Source organism: Subsaximicrobium wynnwilliamsii, from assembly GCF_007997225.1.
GTDB classification, from domain to species: Bacteria; Bacteroidota; Bacteroidia; order Flavobacteriales; family Flavobacteriaceae; genus Psychroserpens; species Psychroserpens wynnwilliamsii.
The window spans coordinates 266987-287237 of sequence record NZ_VORM01000005.1 but is presented as its reverse complement, the minus strand read 5'-3'; the positions used below and the strand labels follow the sequence as shown (position 1 = coordinate 287237).

The following is a 20251-nucleotide window of genomic DNA, read 5'->3' as shown; positions in this document are numbered from 1 at the left end:
CACACGTACAGAACTACTTCGTACACGCATTACAAACACTACACCACATTACATGTTAACAGACAATTTAGAATACAATACAGAGCGTGAGCATTTGATCATTCCAGAATATGGACGACATCTTCAAAAAATGATCAATTACGCAAAAGAACAACCAACCAAGGAAGAACGACTTAAAGTTGCAAATGCAATCATTTCGGTCATGGGCAATTTACAACCGCATTTGCGTGATGTGCCAGATTTTCAGCATAAACTTTGGGATCAACTCTTTATGATGGCCGATTTTGACTTGGACGTTGATCTGGATTTCCCAAAACCGACGCGCGAGGAAGTGTACGCAAGGCCTGAACCTTTGGAATATCCGCAAAATTTTCCCAAATATCGTTTCTACGGTAACAATATCAAGACCATGATTGATGTGGCCAATACCTGGGAAGATGGCGAACTCAAGGAAGCCTTGATCTATACCATTGCCAACCATATGAAAAAATGCTTTTTAAATTGGAACAAGGATACGGTTGAGGATGATGTGATTTTTAAGCATCTTTACGAACTTTCTGATGGCAAGATCAACTTGAACAAGGAAGAAGAAGATTTATCTGATGCTTCTAGTCTTATGCGTGGCAACACCAAATATACCAACACCAAGACCAGCTCCAAAAAGGCACATCACAAGAAAAACACCTCCAACCGAAGCCGAAAACGCTACTAAACTTACTTCATGTCAACATTTATAATTGAAGGTGGACATCAATTAAAAGGAAAGATCCAACCGCAAGGCGCCAAAAACGAAGCGCTACAAATCCTGTGTGCAGTGCTACTAACTGATCAGGAAATTAAGATAGACAACATTCCAGACATCATCGATGTCAATAAACTCATTGCGCTGCTCAAAAAACTGGGCGTTAAGATCAATAAAATCGGTCAAGGGTCCTATACCTTTAAAGCCGATGATCTCAACTTAAAGTATTTGGAGTCTGCAGAATTTAAAGAGGATGGCAAAGGCCTTAGAGGTTCCATAATGATCGTAGGTCCTTTGTTGGCACGCTTTGGTAAAGGGTATATCCCGAAACCTGGAGGTGACAAAATTGGTCGTCGCAGATTGGATACCCACTTTGAAGGTTTTATTAAATTAGGTGCCAAGTTTAGATACAATAAAGAAGATTATTTTTATGGTGTGGAAGCCGATAAGCTTAAAGGCACATTCATGCTTTTAGATGAAGCTTCTGTAACCGGCACCGCGAACATCTTGATGGCTGCGGTTTTGGCTGAAGGTACAACCACACTTTATAATGCAGCTTGTGAACCTTATTTGCAGCAACTCTGTAAAATGCTCAATAGAATGGGCGCCAAAATAAGCGGCGTTGGTTCTAACATGCTTATCATTGAAGGTGTTGATACCTTGGGCGGAACAAGCCACCGCATGTTACCAGACATGATTGAAATTGGTAGCTGGATTGGTTTGGCAGCAATGACCCAAAGTGAATTGACCATTACCAATGTGAGTTGGGACGATTTGGGACAAATACCAGACGTTTTTAGAAAAATCGGTATTACCGTAGAGCGTCGTGGTGATGATATTTACATTCCCGCCCATACTAATGGCTATGAAGTACAAAGCTATATCGATGGCTCTATTTTAACGTTTAGCGATGCGCCATGGCCAGGGTTTACTCCAGATTTGTTGAGCATTGTGCTCGTGGTTTTGACCCAGGCTCGAGGAAGCGCCTTGGTGCACCAAAAAATGTTTGAGAGCCGATTGTTCTTTGTTGACAAATTGATTGATATGGGCGCTAAGATCATTCTTTGTGATCCCCACAGAGCAACCGTTATTGGTCACGATTTTAAATCTAAATTGAAAGCGACCACCATGACCTCGCCAGATATTAGAGCTGGGGTTGCGCTACTCATTGCAGCCTTATCTGCAAAAGGCACATCAACCATTCATAACATCGAGCAAATTGATCGCGGTTATGAGAATATAGACGAACGGCTTCGAGCCATTGGTGCCAAAATCACTAGGGTAGAAGGAAATTGATTTTTCTTCGGAAAGCAAACAATTAAAAAAAGCCTCGTTCACTGAGGCTTTTTTTAATGCTTAATCTGAAGCAGGGAAACACGAATGCCAGTATTAAATGCGTTTATAGGCTTCCAAACGTTTTAAAGAGCCATTGGCTTTTTCAGTGAAAAGGATCACTTTTTTATTGGTAATTTGTGAGATCCATTGCTTATCGGGAATGCTGTCATTTACAATTTTTGTATGCTCATAGAAATCGCCGACCTTCTCTATGATTCCGTAAGCTGTTTCTGGCTCATAATTTCTGTATTCTGTTCTGCTTTTCCGGTTCTCGAGCTTATATTTTTTGAACGTATAGCTAGAATCTGAGTGTATAATGAGCTCACACACATTATAGCCATTGCCATCATGGCTATACCCTTGCCTGAGATAAGTTTTATCTTGTGATTGTGCGTAAAGGCCGATTTGTAAGAGGACGAAAACAACCAAAATTATATACTTTTTCATAATGCATTGATTTTGGTCTTCTTGGTAGTCGTCACGCAGATACTGTTTCAACTTAATCTTAATTACTAACGGCTTCTTTATACACTTTCAAACAACGTTCACGTGCTTCCTTATGATCTACCATTTTATCGGGATAATTAGCAGTTTCAAATTCTGGGACGTATTTTTTGATAAACTTTCGGTCTTTGTCAAATTTGTCGATTTGGGTGCTGGGATTGAAAATCCTAAAATAAGGTGCTGCGTCAACGCCAGATCCTGCTACCCATTGCCAGTTGCCCACATTGCTTGACATTTCGTAATCGTGCAATTTTTCAGCAAAATAAGCCTCTCCCCAGCGCCAATCAATCAAAAGATGTTTACAAAGGAAACTGCCCACCAACATACGCACACGGTTGTGCATGAATCCGGTTTCGTTGAGCTGTCGCATCGCCGCGTCGACTAGCGGATACCCTGTTTGGCCCTCACACCACAATTTGAATTCGGCTTCGTTGTTACGCCATTCAATACGATCGTACTTGGTCTTAAAACTTTCATCAGCCGTTCTTGGAAAGTGCCAAAGGATTTGCATAAAAAATTCGCGCCAAATCAACTCTTGCCAAAAGATCTCGTTTTTTTCAGCAATGGCTTTTTTGATCATTTTCCTTATGCTTACAGTTCCAAATCTCAAGTGCGGGCCTAATCTAGAGGTGGCATCCAATGCCGGAAAGTTCCTGGTATCTTCGTAGTTTTGAATGAGTGTAGGGGTCACTTCATAATCCGCAATGGCCTGTTTAGAGGATTCGAAACCCATATCGGAAAGGCTTAAATTTGGCAAACGCGTGTTTTTGACCAAATTGTCCAGATGCTCATTCGTGTAATAAATTTTAAGATCATGCCCTTTGAAATTTTCTTTCCATACCTTCATATAAGGCGTATAGACCACATAAGGATCGCCATCTTTCTTGACCACTTCATCCTTTTCGAAGATGACTTGATCTTTAAAGGTATTGAACTTGACATCTGCTTCTAAAAGCAATTTTTCTATGGTTTCGTCGCGCTCGGTGGCGTAAGGTTCGTAATCGCGATTGGTAAAGACGGTATTGATCTCGTAATCTTTCAGCAATTGCTCAAAAATAGCTTTCGGTTTACCATGGTACATCGCTAAACTACTGTCGTGCTTTTCTTGTAGCTCTGAGCGCATCTTCTGTAGCGTGTTAAAGATAAACGTAAGCCTTGCGTCATCTTTAGGAAGTTTGTCCAATATTTCAGAATCGAAGATGAAAATAGGTAACACCGGATGATCGCTTTTGAGCGCTTCAAAAAAACCAAGGTTGTCATCTAATCTTAAATCGCGTCTAAACCAGAATATGTTTAAGGGTTGTTTCATGTGGGATTTTCAATTCAAGGTTCAATGTTCAATGTTAGGAATTTTATTTCCCATAGGTTCCAAACATCTCTTCAAGTTTGGTGGTTCGGTAGTTGAAAATCTCTTCCAATTTGGGTTTGACCAAAAAAGGATGCACCAACTGTCCTAAAAAACCAAAAGGGACTTTGTAATCAATAATATCTTCCATTTCAACGCCTCCCTCAATTTCCTTGATAAAATGTTTGTGATGCCATAGAGCATAGGGTCCATAACGTTGTTCGTCCACAAAATATTCGTTTTTGACACTATGCGTGATTTCGGTGACCCATTTGGTCTTGATGCCTAAAATAGGGGTTACAATGTATTGAATAAGCTGCCCAGCATACATGGGTCTATCGGCTCCAGAAATGATGTTGAAGCCCATATATTCAGGAGTTATGGTTTTGAGATTTTTTGGATCTGAAAGAAAATCCCATGCGGTTTCCAAAGAAATCGGAAGTTTTTGGGATTTGTGTAGCGTGTATATTTTCATGTGTTGTTCCGCCCTTACGGGGCTCTTTAATTAGTTGTAAATGAAGACGTATAGATTGAGCGAGGTTGCGATGCCCAACCAAATGAGGTAGGGGAGGATCAACAGTGATTTCCACTTGAGATCGTTTAGATAGGTCACAAAAAATGCAGCTACAATGAGAGTCAGCGCTGTAATAACCGCCAAACCGATAGCAATGAGTTGCTGGTTGAAAAACACCAAATTCCAACTAATGTTGAGCAGAAACTGCACAAAAAATAGGATAATGACTTTCTTGGTGGTTCGCGCATTGATTAAAAACGCCATGTAAATGGAAAACAAGATCATGATGCTGGTCCAAGCAGCGCCAAACACCCAGCCAGGTGGCGTCCAAGGTGCTTTATTCAAAGCCAAATACCACTGGGATTGTGCGCCATCGCCCATAAGCCAAGCGCCTAGGCCTAAAGCAGCAAAATTAAGAATGAGAAATACTATAAATGCTTTCCAGAATTTCATATGATCCCTTCTAGTTGAGTTTAGTGATTCACAAATCTACTTAAGTTCATCTGATTTTCCGAACGGAAGCCTTTGAAATGAAACCTCCTTTTCATATTTGAGCTTTTGCAAGCTAAAGGATGTTGCCTTGAGACTGTTTATTTGTCTTGTAAAGCTACGATTTGATCTTGGACCTCCTGCGCCTCGGCATATTTTTTATCGCTTTCGCCTCTGTTGGTGGTGGAAAGTGCATGCCACTCTTTCATGAGTTTTTCGTATTTTTTCTGAAGTTTATCTGCTTCGGAAGTCTTTTTGAATAAATTGAACATGATTTTAGTTTTTTAAATGTTTAGTAATCTTTGAGCTCGCAGGGCTTGTTGTAGACAGGTAATAATCTACATAATCGCCTTTGGGGTCGATGAGGTATTTTTGAAAATTCCATTTCACGGAAGAATCCATCTGCCCATTGTTGATCTTTTGGGTAAGCCATTGGTAAAGCGGATGCTGCTGCGATCCCTTGACATCAATTTTTTCCGTGATTGGAAAACTGACCCCATAATTGACCTCACAGAATTCAGCAATGGTCTCAGACGATCCAGGTTCCTGACTGCCAAACTGATTGCAAGGCACACCAATCACTACGAGGTGTTCTTTATGTGCATCATATAATTCTTGCAACTCTTTATATTGTGGCGTAAAGCCACATTTGGAAGCCACGTTGACAAAAAGTAAGTATTTACCCTTATACTGGGATAAGTCTAAGGCTTGATCTTGCAAACTCTTGATTTTGATATCGTAAATAGAATCGACTGCCATCTTGGTTTCGGTTTTCGGATTTTTAAATAAGGTCTGAAAAAATAGTTTCATAGGGTTCATGAGCTTCCGTTGTACAACAGTTTTAAATTCTAAAATAGCTCTCAAATCTTTCCGCAGAAAAATCATTTACCTATCTACTGAATCTTACTCAAAACTGTTTAATGTTTATCGTGTAAAGTTAAACAATTTACAGGGAAATAGCTGGGATATCCCAAATCAATTTTCAGAAGTTATCAAGCCATTGACTTCGATTCTTATTCATTTTATAATTTGTTCAGCTTCTAGGTCTTCGCAACTCTGCGTCTTTGCGTCTTCACAGCTTTGTGCCTTTGCAACTCTGCGTCTTTGCGCCTTTGCGTCTTCACAACTCTGCACCTTTGCACCTTTGCGTCGTCACAGCTTTGCGTCGTTGCACCTTTGCGCCTTCAGAACTCTGCGTCTTTGCGCCTTTGCGTCTTCACAGCTTTGCGTCTTTGCGCCATTGCGCCATTGCGTCTTCACAGTTCTGCGTCGTTGCGCCCTCACAACTCTGCGCCTTTGCGCGTTTGCGTCTTCGCAACTCTGCACCTTTGCGCCTTCACAACTCTGCGTCTTTGCGCCATTGCGTCTTCACAGTTCTGCGTCGTTGCGCCCTCACAACTCTGCGCCTTTGCGCCTTTGCGAGAAATTCTATTTTATAGACATCCTCGACTTCATCTTCATCTTCATCTCCATCCTCATCTTCATCGATGTTTTTCCGCAGTCAACTCCGCAATCTTACAAATCACTTCCGTAGCCCTAATCATACTTTCAACAGGCACATACTCGTAACGGCCGTGAAAATTATGACCACCTGCAAAAATATTGGGGCAGGGCAAGCCCATATAGCTCAACTGTGAACCATCGGTGCCCCCTCGAATTGGTTTTATAAGTGGTTTAATATGTAATTGCTTCATCGCTTCTTCTGCAATATCCACAATATGCATGACCGGTTCAATTTTCTCGCGCATGTTAAAGTATTGGTCCTTGATTTCGATACCAACCACTTCACGCTCGTATTTGGCATTGAAATCTTCGGTCAGTTTTTGCATCACTTCTTTTCGCGCTTCAAAATGGTCTTTATCGTGATCTCTAATGATGTACTTCAAAACAGTTTCATCAACACTGCCATCCATATCCTGAAGATGGAAAAACCCTTGGTAATCTTCAGTATGTTCTGGCGTCTCCATGCGGGGCAGGGCGTTTATGAAATCGGTGGCAATGTACATGGAGTTTACCATTTTACCCTTGGCATAGCCAGGATGCACTATTTTACCTTTAATGGTCACTTTGGCGCCAGCAGCATTGAAGTTCTCATACTCGAGTTCGCCAATTTGGCTGCCATCCATGGTGTAAGCGTATGCTGCACCAAACTTGTCGACATCAAATTTATGGGCGCCACGGCCAATTTCCTCGTCTGGCGTAAAACCCACGCGGATTTTCCCGTGCTTGATGTCTGGATTTTGAATGAGATATTCCATGGCAGAGACAATTTCGGTAATGCCAGCCTTATCATCTGCTCCCAATAGCGTAGTGCCATCGGTCACAATCAAGGTCTGACCTTTATAGAGCAGCAGATCCTCAAAATAATCTGGAGATAAGATCACGTTTTGCTCTGCATTGAGCGTGATGTCCTTACCGTCGTAATTTTCTATGACCCGTGGTTTGACATTAGCACCGGTAAAATCTGGCGAGGTGTCAAAATGTGAGACGAAACCAATGGTGGGCACTTCATGTTCAACATTGCTTGGCAAAGTTGCCATAATGTAGGCGTTGGTATCTATTGTAACGTCTTTCATGCCAATGGAAATAAGCTCCTTAGCGAGCGCGTTGGCCAAATCCCATTGATTGGCCGTACTTGGGGTGCTTGTGCTTTCAGGATCCGATTCGGTATCGACGGTTACGTAACTTATAAAACGTTTGATGATATGTTCTTTAGAAATCATTTGATGCTTTGAATTTTGAGGATTTGTATGTGTTTATCAAAAGTACCATAAATTTCCAAAATGATTAAGCGGATGCTATGCTTATGAATGCTATTTTTGCGGAATAATACTGTAATCATGTACAAATCTGTAATCCGTCCCTTATTATTCCGTTTTGATCCTGAAAAGGTGCATTATTTTACATTTTCGATGCTTCAGAAGGTATTCAAGATTCCTGGAGCACAATCTTTCTTCCGAAGCAATTACCTTATTGAGCATAAATCTTTAGAACGCGAACTTTTTGGCCTGAAATTCAAAAACCCCGTAGGTCTTGCCGCAGGTTTTGATAAAGATGCCAAGTTGTATAACGAACTGTCCAGCTTAGGTTTCGGCTTTATTGAAATTGGGACACTCACACCAAAAGCCCAAGCGGGAAATCCCAAACAGCGTTTGTTTAGATTGAAGGAAGACCAAGCCATCATCAACCGTATGGGATTTAATAATGCTGGTGTTGCCGAAGCGGTTGAACGTTTGAAAAAGAATAAAAATGTCTTGATTGGAGGTAATATAGGTAAGAATAAAGTCACTGCCAATGAAGATGCGGTTGAAGATTACCGAATCTGTTTCAATGCGCTTTTTAAATACGTGGATTATTTTGTGGTCAATGTGAGCTCACCAAATACGCCCAATTTGAGGGCTTTGCAAGATAAAGCGCCCTTGACAGCACTTTTAAACGAACTTCAAGTTGAGAACGCTAAGCAGGAAAGGCAAAAACCCATCTTGCTAAAAATCGCACCAGATTTGACCGACTCACAATTGATGGACATCATAGACATTGTTGCCGACACAAAAATAGATGGCGTAATTGCGACAAACACTACCATTGCACGTCAAAATTTGCAGAGTGAGCACAAAGCCGAAATGGGAGGTTTAAGTGGCAAACCTTTGACAAATCGCGCTACGGAAGTGATTCGGTTTTTGGCTGAAAAAAGCAATAAAGCATTCCCAATCATAGGTGTGGGTGGCATTCATAGCGCTGCAGATGCCATGGAGAAATTGGAAGCTGGAGCCGATTTACTGCAGCTCTATACCGGTTTTATTTATGAAGGTCCGCAATTGATCAAAGACATCAACAAAGCCATCATAAAAAAAGCGAACCAGGACAAGGCCTGATTCGCTTCAATAAAAAACACTTAAAAACACTTAAAAACTCTACTTTTTATGCTTTCACAAATGGGATGGATATCAAGCGGTCGCTTTGCGATAATTTGATAAAATACATGCCATTAGACAATGAGGATATATCGATCTTTAGATCAGCATTGGATCGCACGGCTTTTTGCAATACGGTTTGACCTAAGATATTATAGATTTTGAAAGCATCTGGCAATTCGGTCTGATCTGAAAGTTTTACATTCAAAACAGAACTCGCGGGATTTGGAAATACCGCAATATGGTTCGTGGTAAAGAAGCTTTGCGTAGATAAAACGGCATTGGACAAAAGCGTCACTTCACCGGAGCCATAATCGGCGCCAGAAATGATAACATTGCCAGTAGTATCTTTCAACTCATAACTACCACTGCCTTCAGAACAGCAAATACCATCACCAAAGCTATCTTCAATTTCAAAGCTATAACAGCCAGAACCATTGATGTTCATTACCTGGGTAAAGATGGTATTCTCGTCTTGACCTTCAATATATGGCCCTCCAGAGTATAGGATGTTGCCATCGCCGTCTTTGAAATTCCAAGTGGTTTCTTCAGGAAAATTATCGGTTGTCAAGCTCAGTTCAATACTCGAGGTCTCAAATTGGTTAACGCCAACATTGATAAACTCAGGTTTGGTCATGGTAATTGTTGTGGACTGCTCGTTGGAAATGGTCAAAGCCACATCGTATTTACCTGCTGCATCATAAGTATGCTCTGGATTTTGGGTCGTGTAATCTATGGTACCATCACCATTCACATCCCATTCCCAAGCCGTGGCGCCAACACCGTCATCGCTAAAGTTAACGGTAAGGGAGTTGCTACAATCCATACTCAAATCACTGTCAAAAGCGATGTTGAAACTAGGGCAGGTCAAATTACTTCTTGAGGTTTGATAGGTGGCTTGGATTCTCGCATATTGTTGTTGTGTAAACAATGTTCTACACTGTTTGCGGGAATAAGACATAACGTTATTTGGGTCTGGGGCATAAGTGTCGTTGTTGGCATCTGTTGAAGTGCCTGTATAAACACAAGAACTGCTTACGTTGCTATATCCCAATCGCGGATCGGCTGCGGTATCACAAATATAGTCACCGCTGGCGCTACAGTTAGATCCATTGACCAGTTCATTTGTGCTGGTGCCAGCGCCATGTGTATGTCTCAATGAGAAGAAATGACCCATCTCGTGTGCTAGGGTACTGCCATTGGTGGTGCATGAATTTTTCATCAAAATTCGCTCTGGGCCACCAGGATAATAGGCATAACCACATAAACTGTTACCCGTATTGGAGGCAACGCTATTTGCGAAATAAATATTCACGACGTTGTCAACATCACGCGAATTGGTCAGGCTATATTCCTCTGAGGGTTCAAAATCATAAAAATCGGTATCATCAATATAGTTGATGGCATCACAGATAAAAAACTCCATTGAGGCATTTGCATAAAACACATTCATTTCTGCAATGGCATCATCAAGTTGTGATTGGGTCAAGCCACCAGTACCGTCACTTCTTCTAAGGATATGAGCTTTGATGGGCACAAAACTTTTGCTGCTTGGAGTTCGTGACATTGAACTCTGCATGTAATTGCTCTCAATGTTTCTGAGTCGTGGCAACATATCCTGAAATATGGTTTCAGATTCTGGCGTTTCGAGTGTACCGCATTGTGCTTCATCTTGTGCGCTCATTAGTGATACGCAACACATGATCATCACAAATACGCTCATTTTTGGGACTGAGTGTAGTAGTTTCTTTAACATGAATTCTAGGTTAAGTTATGAGGCAAATATAAAATTAATATCGATAAAAGGGTAAATAATTCGTCAAAATACATGAATAATATCGACAAATTTTTCTTACAAATATTAATACCACTGATTTACAGTCGTTTAAAATTATGTATAATTTACAATCGATAATTTTAATAAGTTTATTCCTACAACTAGCATAAAACTAATTTGTATCTATCAATCCTGAAGCCTGATTTTGAAGCCCATTCGGTATTTTTTGAGTCTGAATCCTTCCGAAAAAATCGATAAACGACAGCTTTTAGAATTTAATTGTATCGTGTTCCAATAAAAATTCAGCTGACTCGTCAATTTTTAAAAAAAGGTTTTCTATTTTTTAGAAACTGAATGCTTGTACGTTCATATTGTGGCGACTGTAACAATCCACGAGATTGAGTGCTGGGGTAGCTTGCAAAATCTGTATTTAATAAGTCTTAAGTCTTAGGTCTTAGGTCCTAAATACTGCGTCTCAAATCTTAAGTCTTTCCTCACGCTTCAGAATTAGATCCAGCAGTCTTGGATTTTGAGATGCTCTGGATTCATTATAGTCGCCCAATCATATTAAATAGTATTTTTACTGAAAATCCTTCAGTTTGCATTACGACCTATTGATTTCCTTTATGCTAGCAACTTCCGCACTGGCCATTTCACCTGGACCTGACAATATTTATGTGCTGATGCAAAGCCTTGTGAATGGAAAAAAGTCTGGACTCGCCACTGTTGCAGGCTTGATTTCGGGCTGTTTGGTGCATACCAGCTTAGTGGCTTTTGGCGTTTCGGCACTTATAAAGGCCAACGATACCCTGTTCTTTCTGCTTAAATTATTTGGAGCAGTTTACTTGCTCTATTTGGCCTATCAAGTGTATAAATCGGATGCCGCTTTGGATCTGGGCTCGAATCAAATTAAGAAGAAGAGCCTCAGCCAACTTTTCAAACAAGGTGTCATCATGAACGTGCTTAACCCGAAGGTCTCTATTTTCTTTTTGGCATTTTTTCCTGGATTCTTATTTAGTGATACCATGGGCACTGTGGCTCAATTTTATATTTTAGGCTTACTTTTTATGCTGGTGTCTCTAATTATTTTTAGCAGCATAGCACTTTTGGCGGGTTCGATTTCCTCATATATCAAGGGACATAAACGCATTGGTTTGTACTTGAAGTGGTTGCAGATTGTGGTGTTTGTTGGGATTGCTGTTTTGATATTTACTTCGGAAAAATAGCAGGTCTAAAACCATCTGAATTATTATCTTTGGCAAAGATGAATCAACCAGTCAAAATAATCGAATGTCCGCGTGACGCCATGCAAGGGATCAAGGCTTTTATTCCCACGGAAAAAAAGGTGCAGTACATCCAGTCCCTTTTGCGGGTTGGTTTTGACACGATCGACTTCGGAAGTTTTGTTTCGCCCAAGGCAATCCCGCAAATGGTTGATACCGCTGAAGTCTTGGCACAACTGGATTTGAGCAAAACCTCAAGTAAACTCTTGGCCATTATCGCCAATACCAGAGGTGCAGCCGATGCCTGTCAACATCCTGAAATCGATTATTTAGGCTATCCTTTTTCAATTTCAGAAAACTTTCAAATGCGTAACACCCATAAAACCATCGCAGAATCGGTGGTCACTTTGGGCGAAATCCTTGAACTTGCCAACAAACACAATAAAGAAGTGGTGGTTTATATTTCCATGGGGTTTGGCAATCCTTATGGCGACCCTTGGAATGTGGACGTTGTGGGCAAATGGACTGAGACCTTGAGTAATATGGGAGTTAAAATCCTATCCTTGAGCGATACCATTGGCAGTTCAGAACCTGAGAGTATCGCTTATCTGTTCTCCAATCTCATCCCAAAATATCCTGCGATAGAATTTGGTGCGCATTTGCATACCACGCCAACCACTTGGCACGAAAAGGTAGATGCAGCCCATAAAGCAGGTTGTCTAAGGTTTGATGGTGCCATTCAAGGTTTTGGAGGCTGCCCAATGGCAAAGGATGAATTGACCGGCAATATGCCTACTGAAAAATTATTGTCCTATTTTACTACACATCATAAAAATGAGCTCAATGCACTTAGCTTTGAAAGCGCTTATAATGAGGCTACGAAGGTTTTTACTGCTTATCATTAACCAAATCACTGCGCACTAAAGTGCCATAAGTTTCTCAAAACAGACTGCGAGTCTGTTGCATTCGTGCGATTTTCAGCGAAAGATTTATGCTAATGATCTCAGGGAACGAGCCATTCATAAAAAGTGCTACGCACTAAACTGCGTAGGTCATACCTTATTAGAAACCAATCAACAAGTCCTCCTTTAAAAACAAGCGCTTGCTATTTTCAACTTCTGCGTTGAAATATTTAAGGCATGATCAAAAAACAAAGATCCATTTATTTTAGGGTAGAGGTACGAAGGGAACTTTTGAAATGTACCAAGATGTGATGTATTAGGCCTTTGTTCAAAAAGGAAGGCTTAAGCATCAACATGGCTTGGTCAAAAGAAGCTAAGTAAAACCTGTATGTGCAAGATTTGATTATTGATAAGCCAATTTCATCGCCAAACTCTCTAAATAAGAGAGGTGTCTTTATGAATTGCGATTGCGTTATCATGCAGAATCGCGTTTTGGAAACCTGATATAAGATTTCGAGATTAAAATTTCAGCTACTGTGACCGAATTAATAATCGAAAACCATTTGAAATGGTTTATAGTTGAAAATTAGTCTGTTAGGCCCCGTCAAATCTAAGCGATCACTTTTTATTTAAATTTAATCTAAATAAACTTTGAAGTTTGAATTATGACCTTTATTTTTGCATTCGAAGCTTCAAATTATTTATATCAAGACTAAATAAGAATAATAAAACGCTAAAAATGATAAAATCAACTCTAAGTCTTCTCATCGTTGCAGGATTATGTTTCTCCTGCTCGAGTGATGACTATAACAATACAATCCCAGTGCAAATCGAAACTCCTGCAAGCTACAGCTTTGAGAGAAATGCGGAATCCAGCGTTAGTTTTGACGGACAAACGACACGCATCCTTATGGCCGAGGAATTACTCAATGGTTTGATGGACAACACAAAAACAGAAGCCCAATTAGACGCCATGTTCGCGCATGTTGAAGGAGCCAATGATTTTTCTGACGCCAATCTAAACGCATCAGGAAAAAACGTACGCTCTAAAGTGGCAGCGTCCCAAGATTATTTTTCAGCAAATACCACTTTATCAAGTGTTATCAAGTCCGATTTTGATTTGTGGATTTCAGAGCAAGCCAACACCGTTTTTCCTAATTGGAATAACGTTGCCAGTGCAGGAACTGCCGGTCAATTGCAGCAAACTGGTGGCGGAACGATTCGGTACATCAACGGCAAAGGTTTTGAGTACAATCAATTGGTTGCTAAAGGCCTATTGGGCGCATTGATGACAGACCAAATACTTAATAATTATTTGAGTCCAGCAGTTTTGGATGTAGGCGCCAACAGAGACAACAATACAAACAATGTCTTGGAAGAAGGGAAACCCTATACTACCATGGAGCACAAATGGGATGAGGCCTTTGGATATCTATATGGTACCGAGGCAGACCCAAGCAACCCGGTATTGGGTGTAGATGAATTTTTAAACGAATATTTAGATCGCGTTGAAGCTGATGCTGATTTTACCGGCATTGCACAAACAATTTTCGATGCCTTCAAACTAGGTCGTGCTGCGATTGTGGCTAATGATTATGAACTACGCGATGCTCAAGCAAACATCATCAAAGAACATATTTCAAAAGTTATTGCCATAAGAGCTGTGTATTATTTACAGGGCGCTAAGAGCCAATTGGCAAGTGCCGATTTTGCAAGTGCTTTCCACGGGTTGTCTGAAGGCTACGGGTTTATCTACAGCTTACAATTTACAAGACAGCCTAACAGTGACGCGGCTTACTTTTCACATGACGAAGTTATGGGCATGACTGGCCAACTTAGCGAAGGCAATGGCTTATGGGATGTGACCCCAGAAACCTTAGACGATATATCACAAAGCATTGCCACGCGTTTCAACTTTAGTATTGAAGCCGCGAGTAATTAAAACCTTTTGAGAACCGAGGCTCAAATAAATGGGAGCCTCGATTCTTTCACATTTATAAAAAATCAATTGCCATGATTAGAAAATCCCTTTTAGCGTTTTTTACCTTAAGTTTACTATTGGGCTGTAGTTCTTCCGACGAAGGCGATTCTGGCTCGCAAAATGATGGTTTTGACCGTCAAGTCATGCTGAGCAATTGGGCAGACAATATCATCATTCCTGCATATCAAGATTTGAATGCAGATTTAATGGACTTGTCCGCTCAAAAAGAAGCATTTGTCAACTCGCCAAATCAAGCCAATTTAGAAACGCTTAGAGCCTCTTGGTTGAGCGCTTATAAAACTTGGCAGTATTTGGAGATGTTTACTAGTGGCAAGGCCGAAGAGACAAATTATGTCTTCCAAATGAATGTGTATCCTACCAATGTGGATGATATTGAAGCCAATATCGCTTCTGGTAATTACGACCTTTCCAATCCCAATAATAACGATGCCGTTGGTTTTCCTGCATTGGATTATCTGTTGTTTGGTTTAGCCGAAACGGATGCGCAAATCCTCAATGCTTATACAAGTAACACAAAAGCAGAAGCAAACAAAACCTATCTTTCAGATGTGGTCAACCAAATGCAATCTTTGACCGCCACCGTTTTAAACGATTGGACTGGTACCTATCGCGATGCTTTTGTAAATAGCACTGGTAATACGGCAACGAGTGCGACCAATAAAATGACCAACGATTTTATCTTTTATTATGAAAAAGGACTTCGTGCCAATAAAATAGGTATTCCAGCAGGAGTTTTTTCTGCCGCGCCCCTGAGTTCTAAAGTGGAGGCGTTTTACAATGAAGAAATCTCAAAAACATTGGCTTTAGAAGGTTTAAATGCCGTTCAAGATTTTTTTAACGGAAAGGCTTATAACTCCAATGCAACATCTGGGAGCTTTAAAGCCTATTTGGAGTATCTCAACACCATAAATAATGGCGAGGATGTCAGCGCGCTCATCAACTCACAATTCAATGCCGCAAGAACCAAAATTGAAAGCTTGGATAACAATTTTGTACAACAAGTGGAAACTGACAATACCCAAATGACCGAAGCTTTTGATGCCTTGCAAAAAGTGGTCGTTTTGTTGAAAATCGATATGGTACAGGCCATGAGTATTAGACTGGACTATGCAGATAGTGATGGCGATTAACACATTTTAAACCAATTCTTAAAAGATTCTTCGGTGAGGCATTTCACTAAAGAATCTTTTTTTATTATGAAATTCAATCTTAAAACATACTTTTCTAAAACTACCAATGCCGCACCATTGGCAGTGTTTCGTATTGGGTTTGGTCTCATGATGTTGGTCAGCATCATTCGGTTTTGGTGGCATGGTTGGATTGAGACCATTTACATTCAGCCTACATTTCATTTTAAATATTACGGGTTTGATTGGGTAAGCTCTTTGGGCGCCTATAATTATGTGCTGTTTTTTATTTGCGGCCTCTCAGCACTCTTTATTGCCTTGGGTTTCAAGTACCGCTGGGCGATGCTCGCATTTTTTCTAAGTTTTACCTACATCGAGCTCATCGATAAAACCACCTATCTCAACCACTATTACTTTATTACGGTGCTTAGTTTTTTGATGCTGTTCTTGCCAGCAAACGCTAAATTTTCCATAGATAATTTATTGCGGAAAAAAAGCTACGATACCATTCCGCGTTGGTGCATCGACAGTATCAAGCTGTTATTGGCCATGGTTTATTTTTATGCTGGTTTGGCAAAAATCAATAGTGACTGGCTGTTTCGCGCCATGCCTTTAAAAATTTGGTTGCCTTCTAAATATGATTTGCCTTTTATCGGTAATTCACTCATGCAGCAAGAATGGTTTCATTTTGCCATGAGTTGGTCTGGCATGTTTTACGACCTTACGATTCCGTTTTTATTGCTCTATAAGCGCACCCGACTATTCGCTTTTGCTTTGGTGGTGTTCTTTCACATATTTACGCGGGTTTTGTTCCCAATCGGGATGTTTCCGTACATCATGATTGTCGCCACGTTGGTGTTTTTTGATGCCAGCGTACATGAGAAGATCATTGCCTTTATCAAGCGTTTGCTTAAACCCTTCCGAAGCCATTTTTCTGAACCGAAGCTAGTTTCGAACTATTCAATCGCTAATCAAAAATGGATTTTACCAGTGCTCACAGTGTTTCTGGCATTTCAAATGCTATTTCCGTTTCGTTACGCCTTTTATAAAGATGAATTGTTTTGGACAGAAGAAGGCTTCCGTCTCTCGTGGCGCGTGATGCTCATGGAAAAAATGGGCCTGACCACTTTCAAGATTGTCGATGCCAAAACCGGCGATTATTTCTATGTCGATAACAGCGATTTCTTGACCAATTTTCAAGTAAAGCAAATGAGCTTTCAGCCTGACTTCATATTGGAATACGCACATTATCTCGGCGACCATTTTAAGGAACAAGGGCATAAAAACATACAGGTTTTTGTAGAAAGTTATGTGGCACTCAACGGGCGGTTGAGTCAGCAATACGTGAACCCAGAAGTAGACTTGTACCAAGAAAAAGAATCATTTAAACGCAAAAATTGGATTTTACCATTCAAAGATGAGATTAAAGGACTTTAAATTATTAATTGCCACAGTATTAACGGCTTTTCCAATGCTGGCCCAGAACAAGCTCTCTGGTTATGTTACCAACCAAAACGACAATAGCGTGGTGGCTAATGTGGAAGTTTACGATAAAATTTCTGGCTTGTTAACCAGCACCGATAGCAAGGGGTATTACGAATTTTCTTCGGAAAAAAATGAACTTACCCTAGTGTTTTATAAGTCCGAATTTGAAATTTGGGAACAAGAATTCTCGCTTGACGGAAGCCAAACCCTAAACATCATCTTGCAACCTTTACAACGGGAACTTTCAGAAATCGTCATCAATGCCAGAAAAGCCAAGGTTTTTGAATTGAATAGACTCAAAGACGTAGAAGGCACCGCCATTTATGCCGGTAAAAAGACCGAAGTGGTTTTGGTGGAGCAATCCTTGGCAAATCTCGCTACCAATAATGCCAGACAGGTGTTCAGCCAGGTTGCGGGACTCAATATTTACCAAAATGACGACGCCGGTTTACAATTGAATATTGGCGGTAGAGGTTTAGACCCCAATAGAACCGCCAACTTCAACACCCGTCAAAATGGCTACGATATCAGTGCCGATGTTTTGGGCTATCCCGAAAGTTATTACACGCCAGCCACTGAGGGTCTAAAGGAAATCCAAGTGATTCGTGGTGCAGCCTCCCTGCAATACGGGACTCAGTTTGGCGGACTCATAAACTTCAAGACCAAAGACCCAAATCCCAATAAGCCCATTGAGTTGATTACTAGAAATACCTTGGGAAGTTTCGGACTTTATACCAATTTCACGAGTTTGAGTGGCACCAAGGGTAAATTCAGTTACTATACCTATTTCAATTACAAGACAGGGGATGGGTTTCGGCCAAATTCAGAATTTGAATCCAAGAACGTGTTTGCACATTTGGGTTACAAGTTTGATGAGAAGACTTCTGTTTCCGCAGAATTTACCCATTTATATTATCTCGCCCAGCAAGGTGGTGGTTTAACCGACAGGCAATTCAATGAAGATGCCTTCCAAAGCAATCGGGAGCGCAATTGGTTTAAAGTCAATTGGTTGTTGTATAATTTTAAATTGAAGCATAAATTCTCCGAAGACACCAATTTTACGTTCAATGCCTTTGGTTTGAACGCCTCCCGCGATGCTTTGGGCTTTCGGTCCAATCGTGTGGATTTGATTGACCCCAATGAGGAACGAGACCTTATTAAAGGCGAGTTTAGAAATTATGGGGCAGAAGCCCGATTGTTGAGCAAGTACGATATCTTCGGGAAAAAGGCCACCTTCCTCATCGGATCCAAATTTTACAAAGCAGATAATAAAGAACAACAAGGGCCGGGGTCTGATGGTTTTGGTCCTGATTTCGATTTTTACGACAACGAATACCCTAATTATCCCGATCAATCCCGATTTGAGTTTCCCAATTTGAATGTTGCAGTATTTGGTGAGAATATTTTTTATGTGAACGACAAATTTTCGGTCACACCCGGTTTTCGTTTTGAGTACATCAAGACCGAAAGTGAGGGCTTCTACAAACGCATCAATACCGACGCTGCAGGCAATGTCATCTTTGAGGAAACCTTGGACGACAATCGCGATTTCGAGCGAAACTTTGTCTTGCTGGGCTTGGGCTTGAGTTATAAACCTAGTACTGCTTTGGAAATCTACGGGAACATCTCGCAGAATTACCGATCGGTAACCTATTCCGATATCAATATTACTAATCCTGCCTTTGCGGTCGATCCCAACATTACCGACGAGGACGGATTTACGGCCGACTTGGGTATCCGCGGAAATTATAAAAACGCGATATCCTACGATTTGGATGTTTTTGGGCTGTATTATAACGGAAGAATTGGTTTTGTGCAGAAAGTGCGCGATGATGGCCGCACCATTAGTGAACGTGGCAATGTGGGAGATGCCAGAATGTTTGGCGTGGAATCATTGGTGGATTTCAACCTGAAGCAAATCTTAGGGATGACCAATGATTTTAGCTTTAACTATTTTGTGAATGCCTCCTTTATCAATTCCGAATATACAGACTCAAAAGAATCTGGTGTCGTTGGAAAAAAAGTAGAATTTGTGCCAGATGCCAATATTAAATCAGGCCTGAGATTTGGCTATCTCAATCTCATGGCAAATGTGCAATATACCTATTTGAGCAAGCAATTTACAGATGCTACCAATAGCGAAGTCGCCAATTTGAGTGGTGTGATAGGTGCCATCCCGCAGTATGATATTTTGGATTTTTCATTATCTTATACTTACAAACGCTTTAAATTGGAAACAGGCGTCAACAATTTTTTAGATAACAGCTATTTTACACGACGCGCCACAGGTTATCCTGGCCCAGGCATCATTCCTTCAGCGCCCCGTAATTGGTATGCGACCTTGCAGATCAAGCTGTAACTAAGCCTTTTTCTTCGGAAATGATTGTGCTTATGTTTTCTGGATAAAATTATCTGAAGCTCAGCGTTGTTTTGTTTCCGGTCCCGATAGCGCTCGGGCTGAAATTTCCTTTTAGGGCTTGTTTTAAAACAGTCTAAATATAAATAATTGGATCTCAATTATTTATATTTGTTCTAAGTGTTCTTTATCCTATTTTAGTAGTGAATCAATAAACACTTAAATATATGTCAATACGAATAGGAAATAGTTGCATCAATTGCGCAAATCTTGGCGCAAATGAGCTATGCAAGGTTCATGGCGTAAAAGTTTCAACCAGTTACACCTGTGATAGTTTTGAAATGAGAGCAGCCTTAAAGAATGATCCAAATTGTGTGTCCTGTGTACGATATGAAACCGATAGTTGTGCCAATCCACAAAAAGCGGCACCAGGGATGCTGTGCTCTCAATGGGCACCTCAAAGTGCACAAGCATGATATAGTAAATTCTTAAACTATAGAAGGTCGGCAATTCGCTGGCCTTTTTTATGTTCAAAC

The 20251-nt window shown here is 40.7% G+C and carries 18 protein-coding genes; 10 read left to right on the top strand and 8 right to left on the bottom strand.

The window, feature by feature from the left end; genetic code table 11:
* Positions 1 to 52 precede the first annotated feature (52 nt).
* On the top strand, positions 53 to 712 hold the full coding sequence (locus ESY88_RS07100; protein ID WP_147085828.1) for a DUF4290 domain-containing protein: 660 nt from the start codon (positions 53 to 55) through the stop codon (positions 710 to 712).
* A 9-nt stretch (positions 713 to 721) separates the two neighbouring features.
* On the top strand, positions 722 to 2038 hold the full coding sequence (gene murA / locus ESY88_RS07095) for a UDP-N-acetylglucosamine 1-carboxyvinyltransferase (protein ID WP_147085827.1): 1317 nt from the start codon (positions 722 to 724) through the stop codon (positions 2036 to 2038).
* 93 nt (positions 2039 to 2131) lie between these two features.
* Here murA and ESY88_RS07090 read toward each other — a convergent pair whose 3' ends face one another.
* The 7 genes from ESY88_RS07090 to pepT form a co-directional block, all read right to left on the bottom strand.
* The gene (locus ESY88_RS07090; RefSeq protein ID WP_147085826.1) at positions 2132 to 2524 is read right to left on the bottom strand and encodes a hypothetical protein; all 393 of its coding nucleotides are present in this window, start codon (positions 2522 to 2524) and stop codon (positions 2132 to 2134) included.
* 58 nt (positions 2525 to 2582) lie between these two features.
* A complete protein-coding gene (locus ESY88_RS07085) occupies positions 2583 to 3890 on the bottom strand; it encodes a cryptochrome/photolyase family protein (RefSeq protein ID WP_147085825.1) in 1308 nt (435 codons plus the stop codon).
* 43 nt (positions 3891 to 3933) lie between these two features.
* Positions 3934 to 4401, bottom strand: a complete 468-nt coding sequence (locus tag ESY88_RS07080) for an SRPBCC family protein (protein WP_147085824.1) — start codon at positions 4399 to 4401, stop codon at positions 3934 to 3936.
* 30 nt (positions 4402 to 4431) lie between these two features.
* Positions 4432 to 4893, bottom strand: a complete 462-nt coding sequence (locus tag ESY88_RS07075; RefSeq protein ID WP_147085823.1) for a TspO/MBR family protein — start codon at positions 4891 to 4893, stop codon at positions 4432 to 4434.
* Between the two features lie 137 nt (positions 4894 to 5030).
* The gene (locus ESY88_RS07070; protein ID WP_147085822.1) at positions 5031 to 5201 is read right to left on the bottom strand and encodes a Lacal_2735 family protein; all 171 of its coding nucleotides are present in this window, start codon (positions 5199 to 5201) and stop codon (positions 5031 to 5033) included.
* Positions 5202 to 5205: 4 nt separating this feature from the next.
* Complete coding sequence (locus ESY88_RS07065) at positions 5206 to 5748, bottom strand: glutathione peroxidase (protein WP_147085821.1); 543 nt, start codon at positions 5746 to 5748, stop codon at positions 5206 to 5208.
* A gap of 662 nt (positions 5749 to 6410) precedes the next feature.
* Positions 6411 to 7652, bottom strand: a complete 1242-nt coding sequence (pepT, locus tag ESY88_RS07060) for a peptidase T (RefSeq protein WP_147085820.1) — start codon at positions 7650 to 7652, stop codon at positions 6411 to 6413.
* A 117-nt stretch (positions 7653 to 7769) separates the two neighbouring features.
* On the opposite strand from pepT, the gene ESY88_RS07055 reads away from it, so the two are divergent.
* Positions 7770 to 8804: a quinone-dependent dihydroorotate dehydrogenase gene (locus ESY88_RS07055; protein ID WP_147085819.1), complete on the top strand. Its 1035-nt coding sequence runs from the start codon at positions 7770 to 7772 to the stop codon at positions 8802 to 8804.
* Between the two features lie 46 nt (positions 8805 to 8850).
* Here ESY88_RS07055 and ESY88_RS07050 read toward each other — a convergent pair whose 3' ends face one another.
* Entirely contained in the window at positions 8851 to 10599 is a 1749-nt protein-coding gene (locus ESY88_RS07050) for a zinc-dependent metalloprotease (RefSeq protein WP_147085818.1), read from the bottom strand.
* 620 nt (positions 10600 to 11219) lie between these two features.
* On the opposite strand from ESY88_RS07050, the gene ESY88_RS07045 reads away from it, so the two are divergent.
* From ESY88_RS07045 to ESY88_RS07015, 7 genes are all read left to right on the top strand, one after another.
* Positions 11220 to 11846, top strand: coding sequence for a LysE family translocator (locus ESY88_RS07045; protein WP_223270752.1), 627 nt, complete (start codon positions 11220 to 11222; stop codon positions 11844 to 11846).
* A 38-nt stretch (positions 11847 to 11884) separates the two neighbouring features.
* Positions 11885 to 12748 (top strand): hydroxymethylglutaryl-CoA lyase, encoded by an 864-nt coding sequence (locus ESY88_RS07040; protein ID WP_147085817.1) that lies wholly within the window; start codon positions 11885 to 11887, stop codon positions 12746 to 12748.
* A gap of 736 nt (positions 12749 to 13484) precedes the next feature.
* Complete coding sequence (locus tag ESY88_RS07035; RefSeq protein WP_147085816.1) at positions 13485 to 14687, top strand: DUF4856 domain-containing protein; 1203 nt, start codon at positions 13485 to 13487, stop codon at positions 14685 to 14687.
* Positions 14688 to 14758: 71 nt separating this feature from the next.
* The gene (locus ESY88_RS07030) at positions 14759 to 15877 is read left to right on the top strand and encodes an imelysin family protein (protein WP_147085815.1); all 1119 of its coding nucleotides are present in this window, start codon (positions 14759 to 14761) and stop codon (positions 15875 to 15877) included.
* Positions 15878 to 15943: 66 nt separating this feature from the next.
* Positions 15944 to 17311 (top strand): HTTM domain-containing protein, encoded by a 1368-nt coding sequence (locus ESY88_RS07025; RefSeq protein WP_147085814.1) that lies wholly within the window; start codon positions 15944 to 15946, stop codon positions 17309 to 17311.
* Entirely contained in the window at positions 17292 to 19718 is a 2427-nt protein-coding gene (locus ESY88_RS07020) for a TonB-dependent receptor domain-containing protein (protein ID WP_147085813.1), read from the top strand. Before ESY88_RS07025 ends, ESY88_RS07020 begins: the two co-directional genes overlap by 20 nt.
* Before the next feature lie 224 nt (positions 19719 to 19942).
* A complete protein-coding gene (locus ESY88_RS07015) occupies positions 19943 to 20191 on the top strand; it encodes a hypothetical protein (RefSeq protein ID WP_147085812.1) in 249 nt (82 codons plus the stop codon).
* Positions 20192 to 20251: the final 60 nt, after the last annotated feature.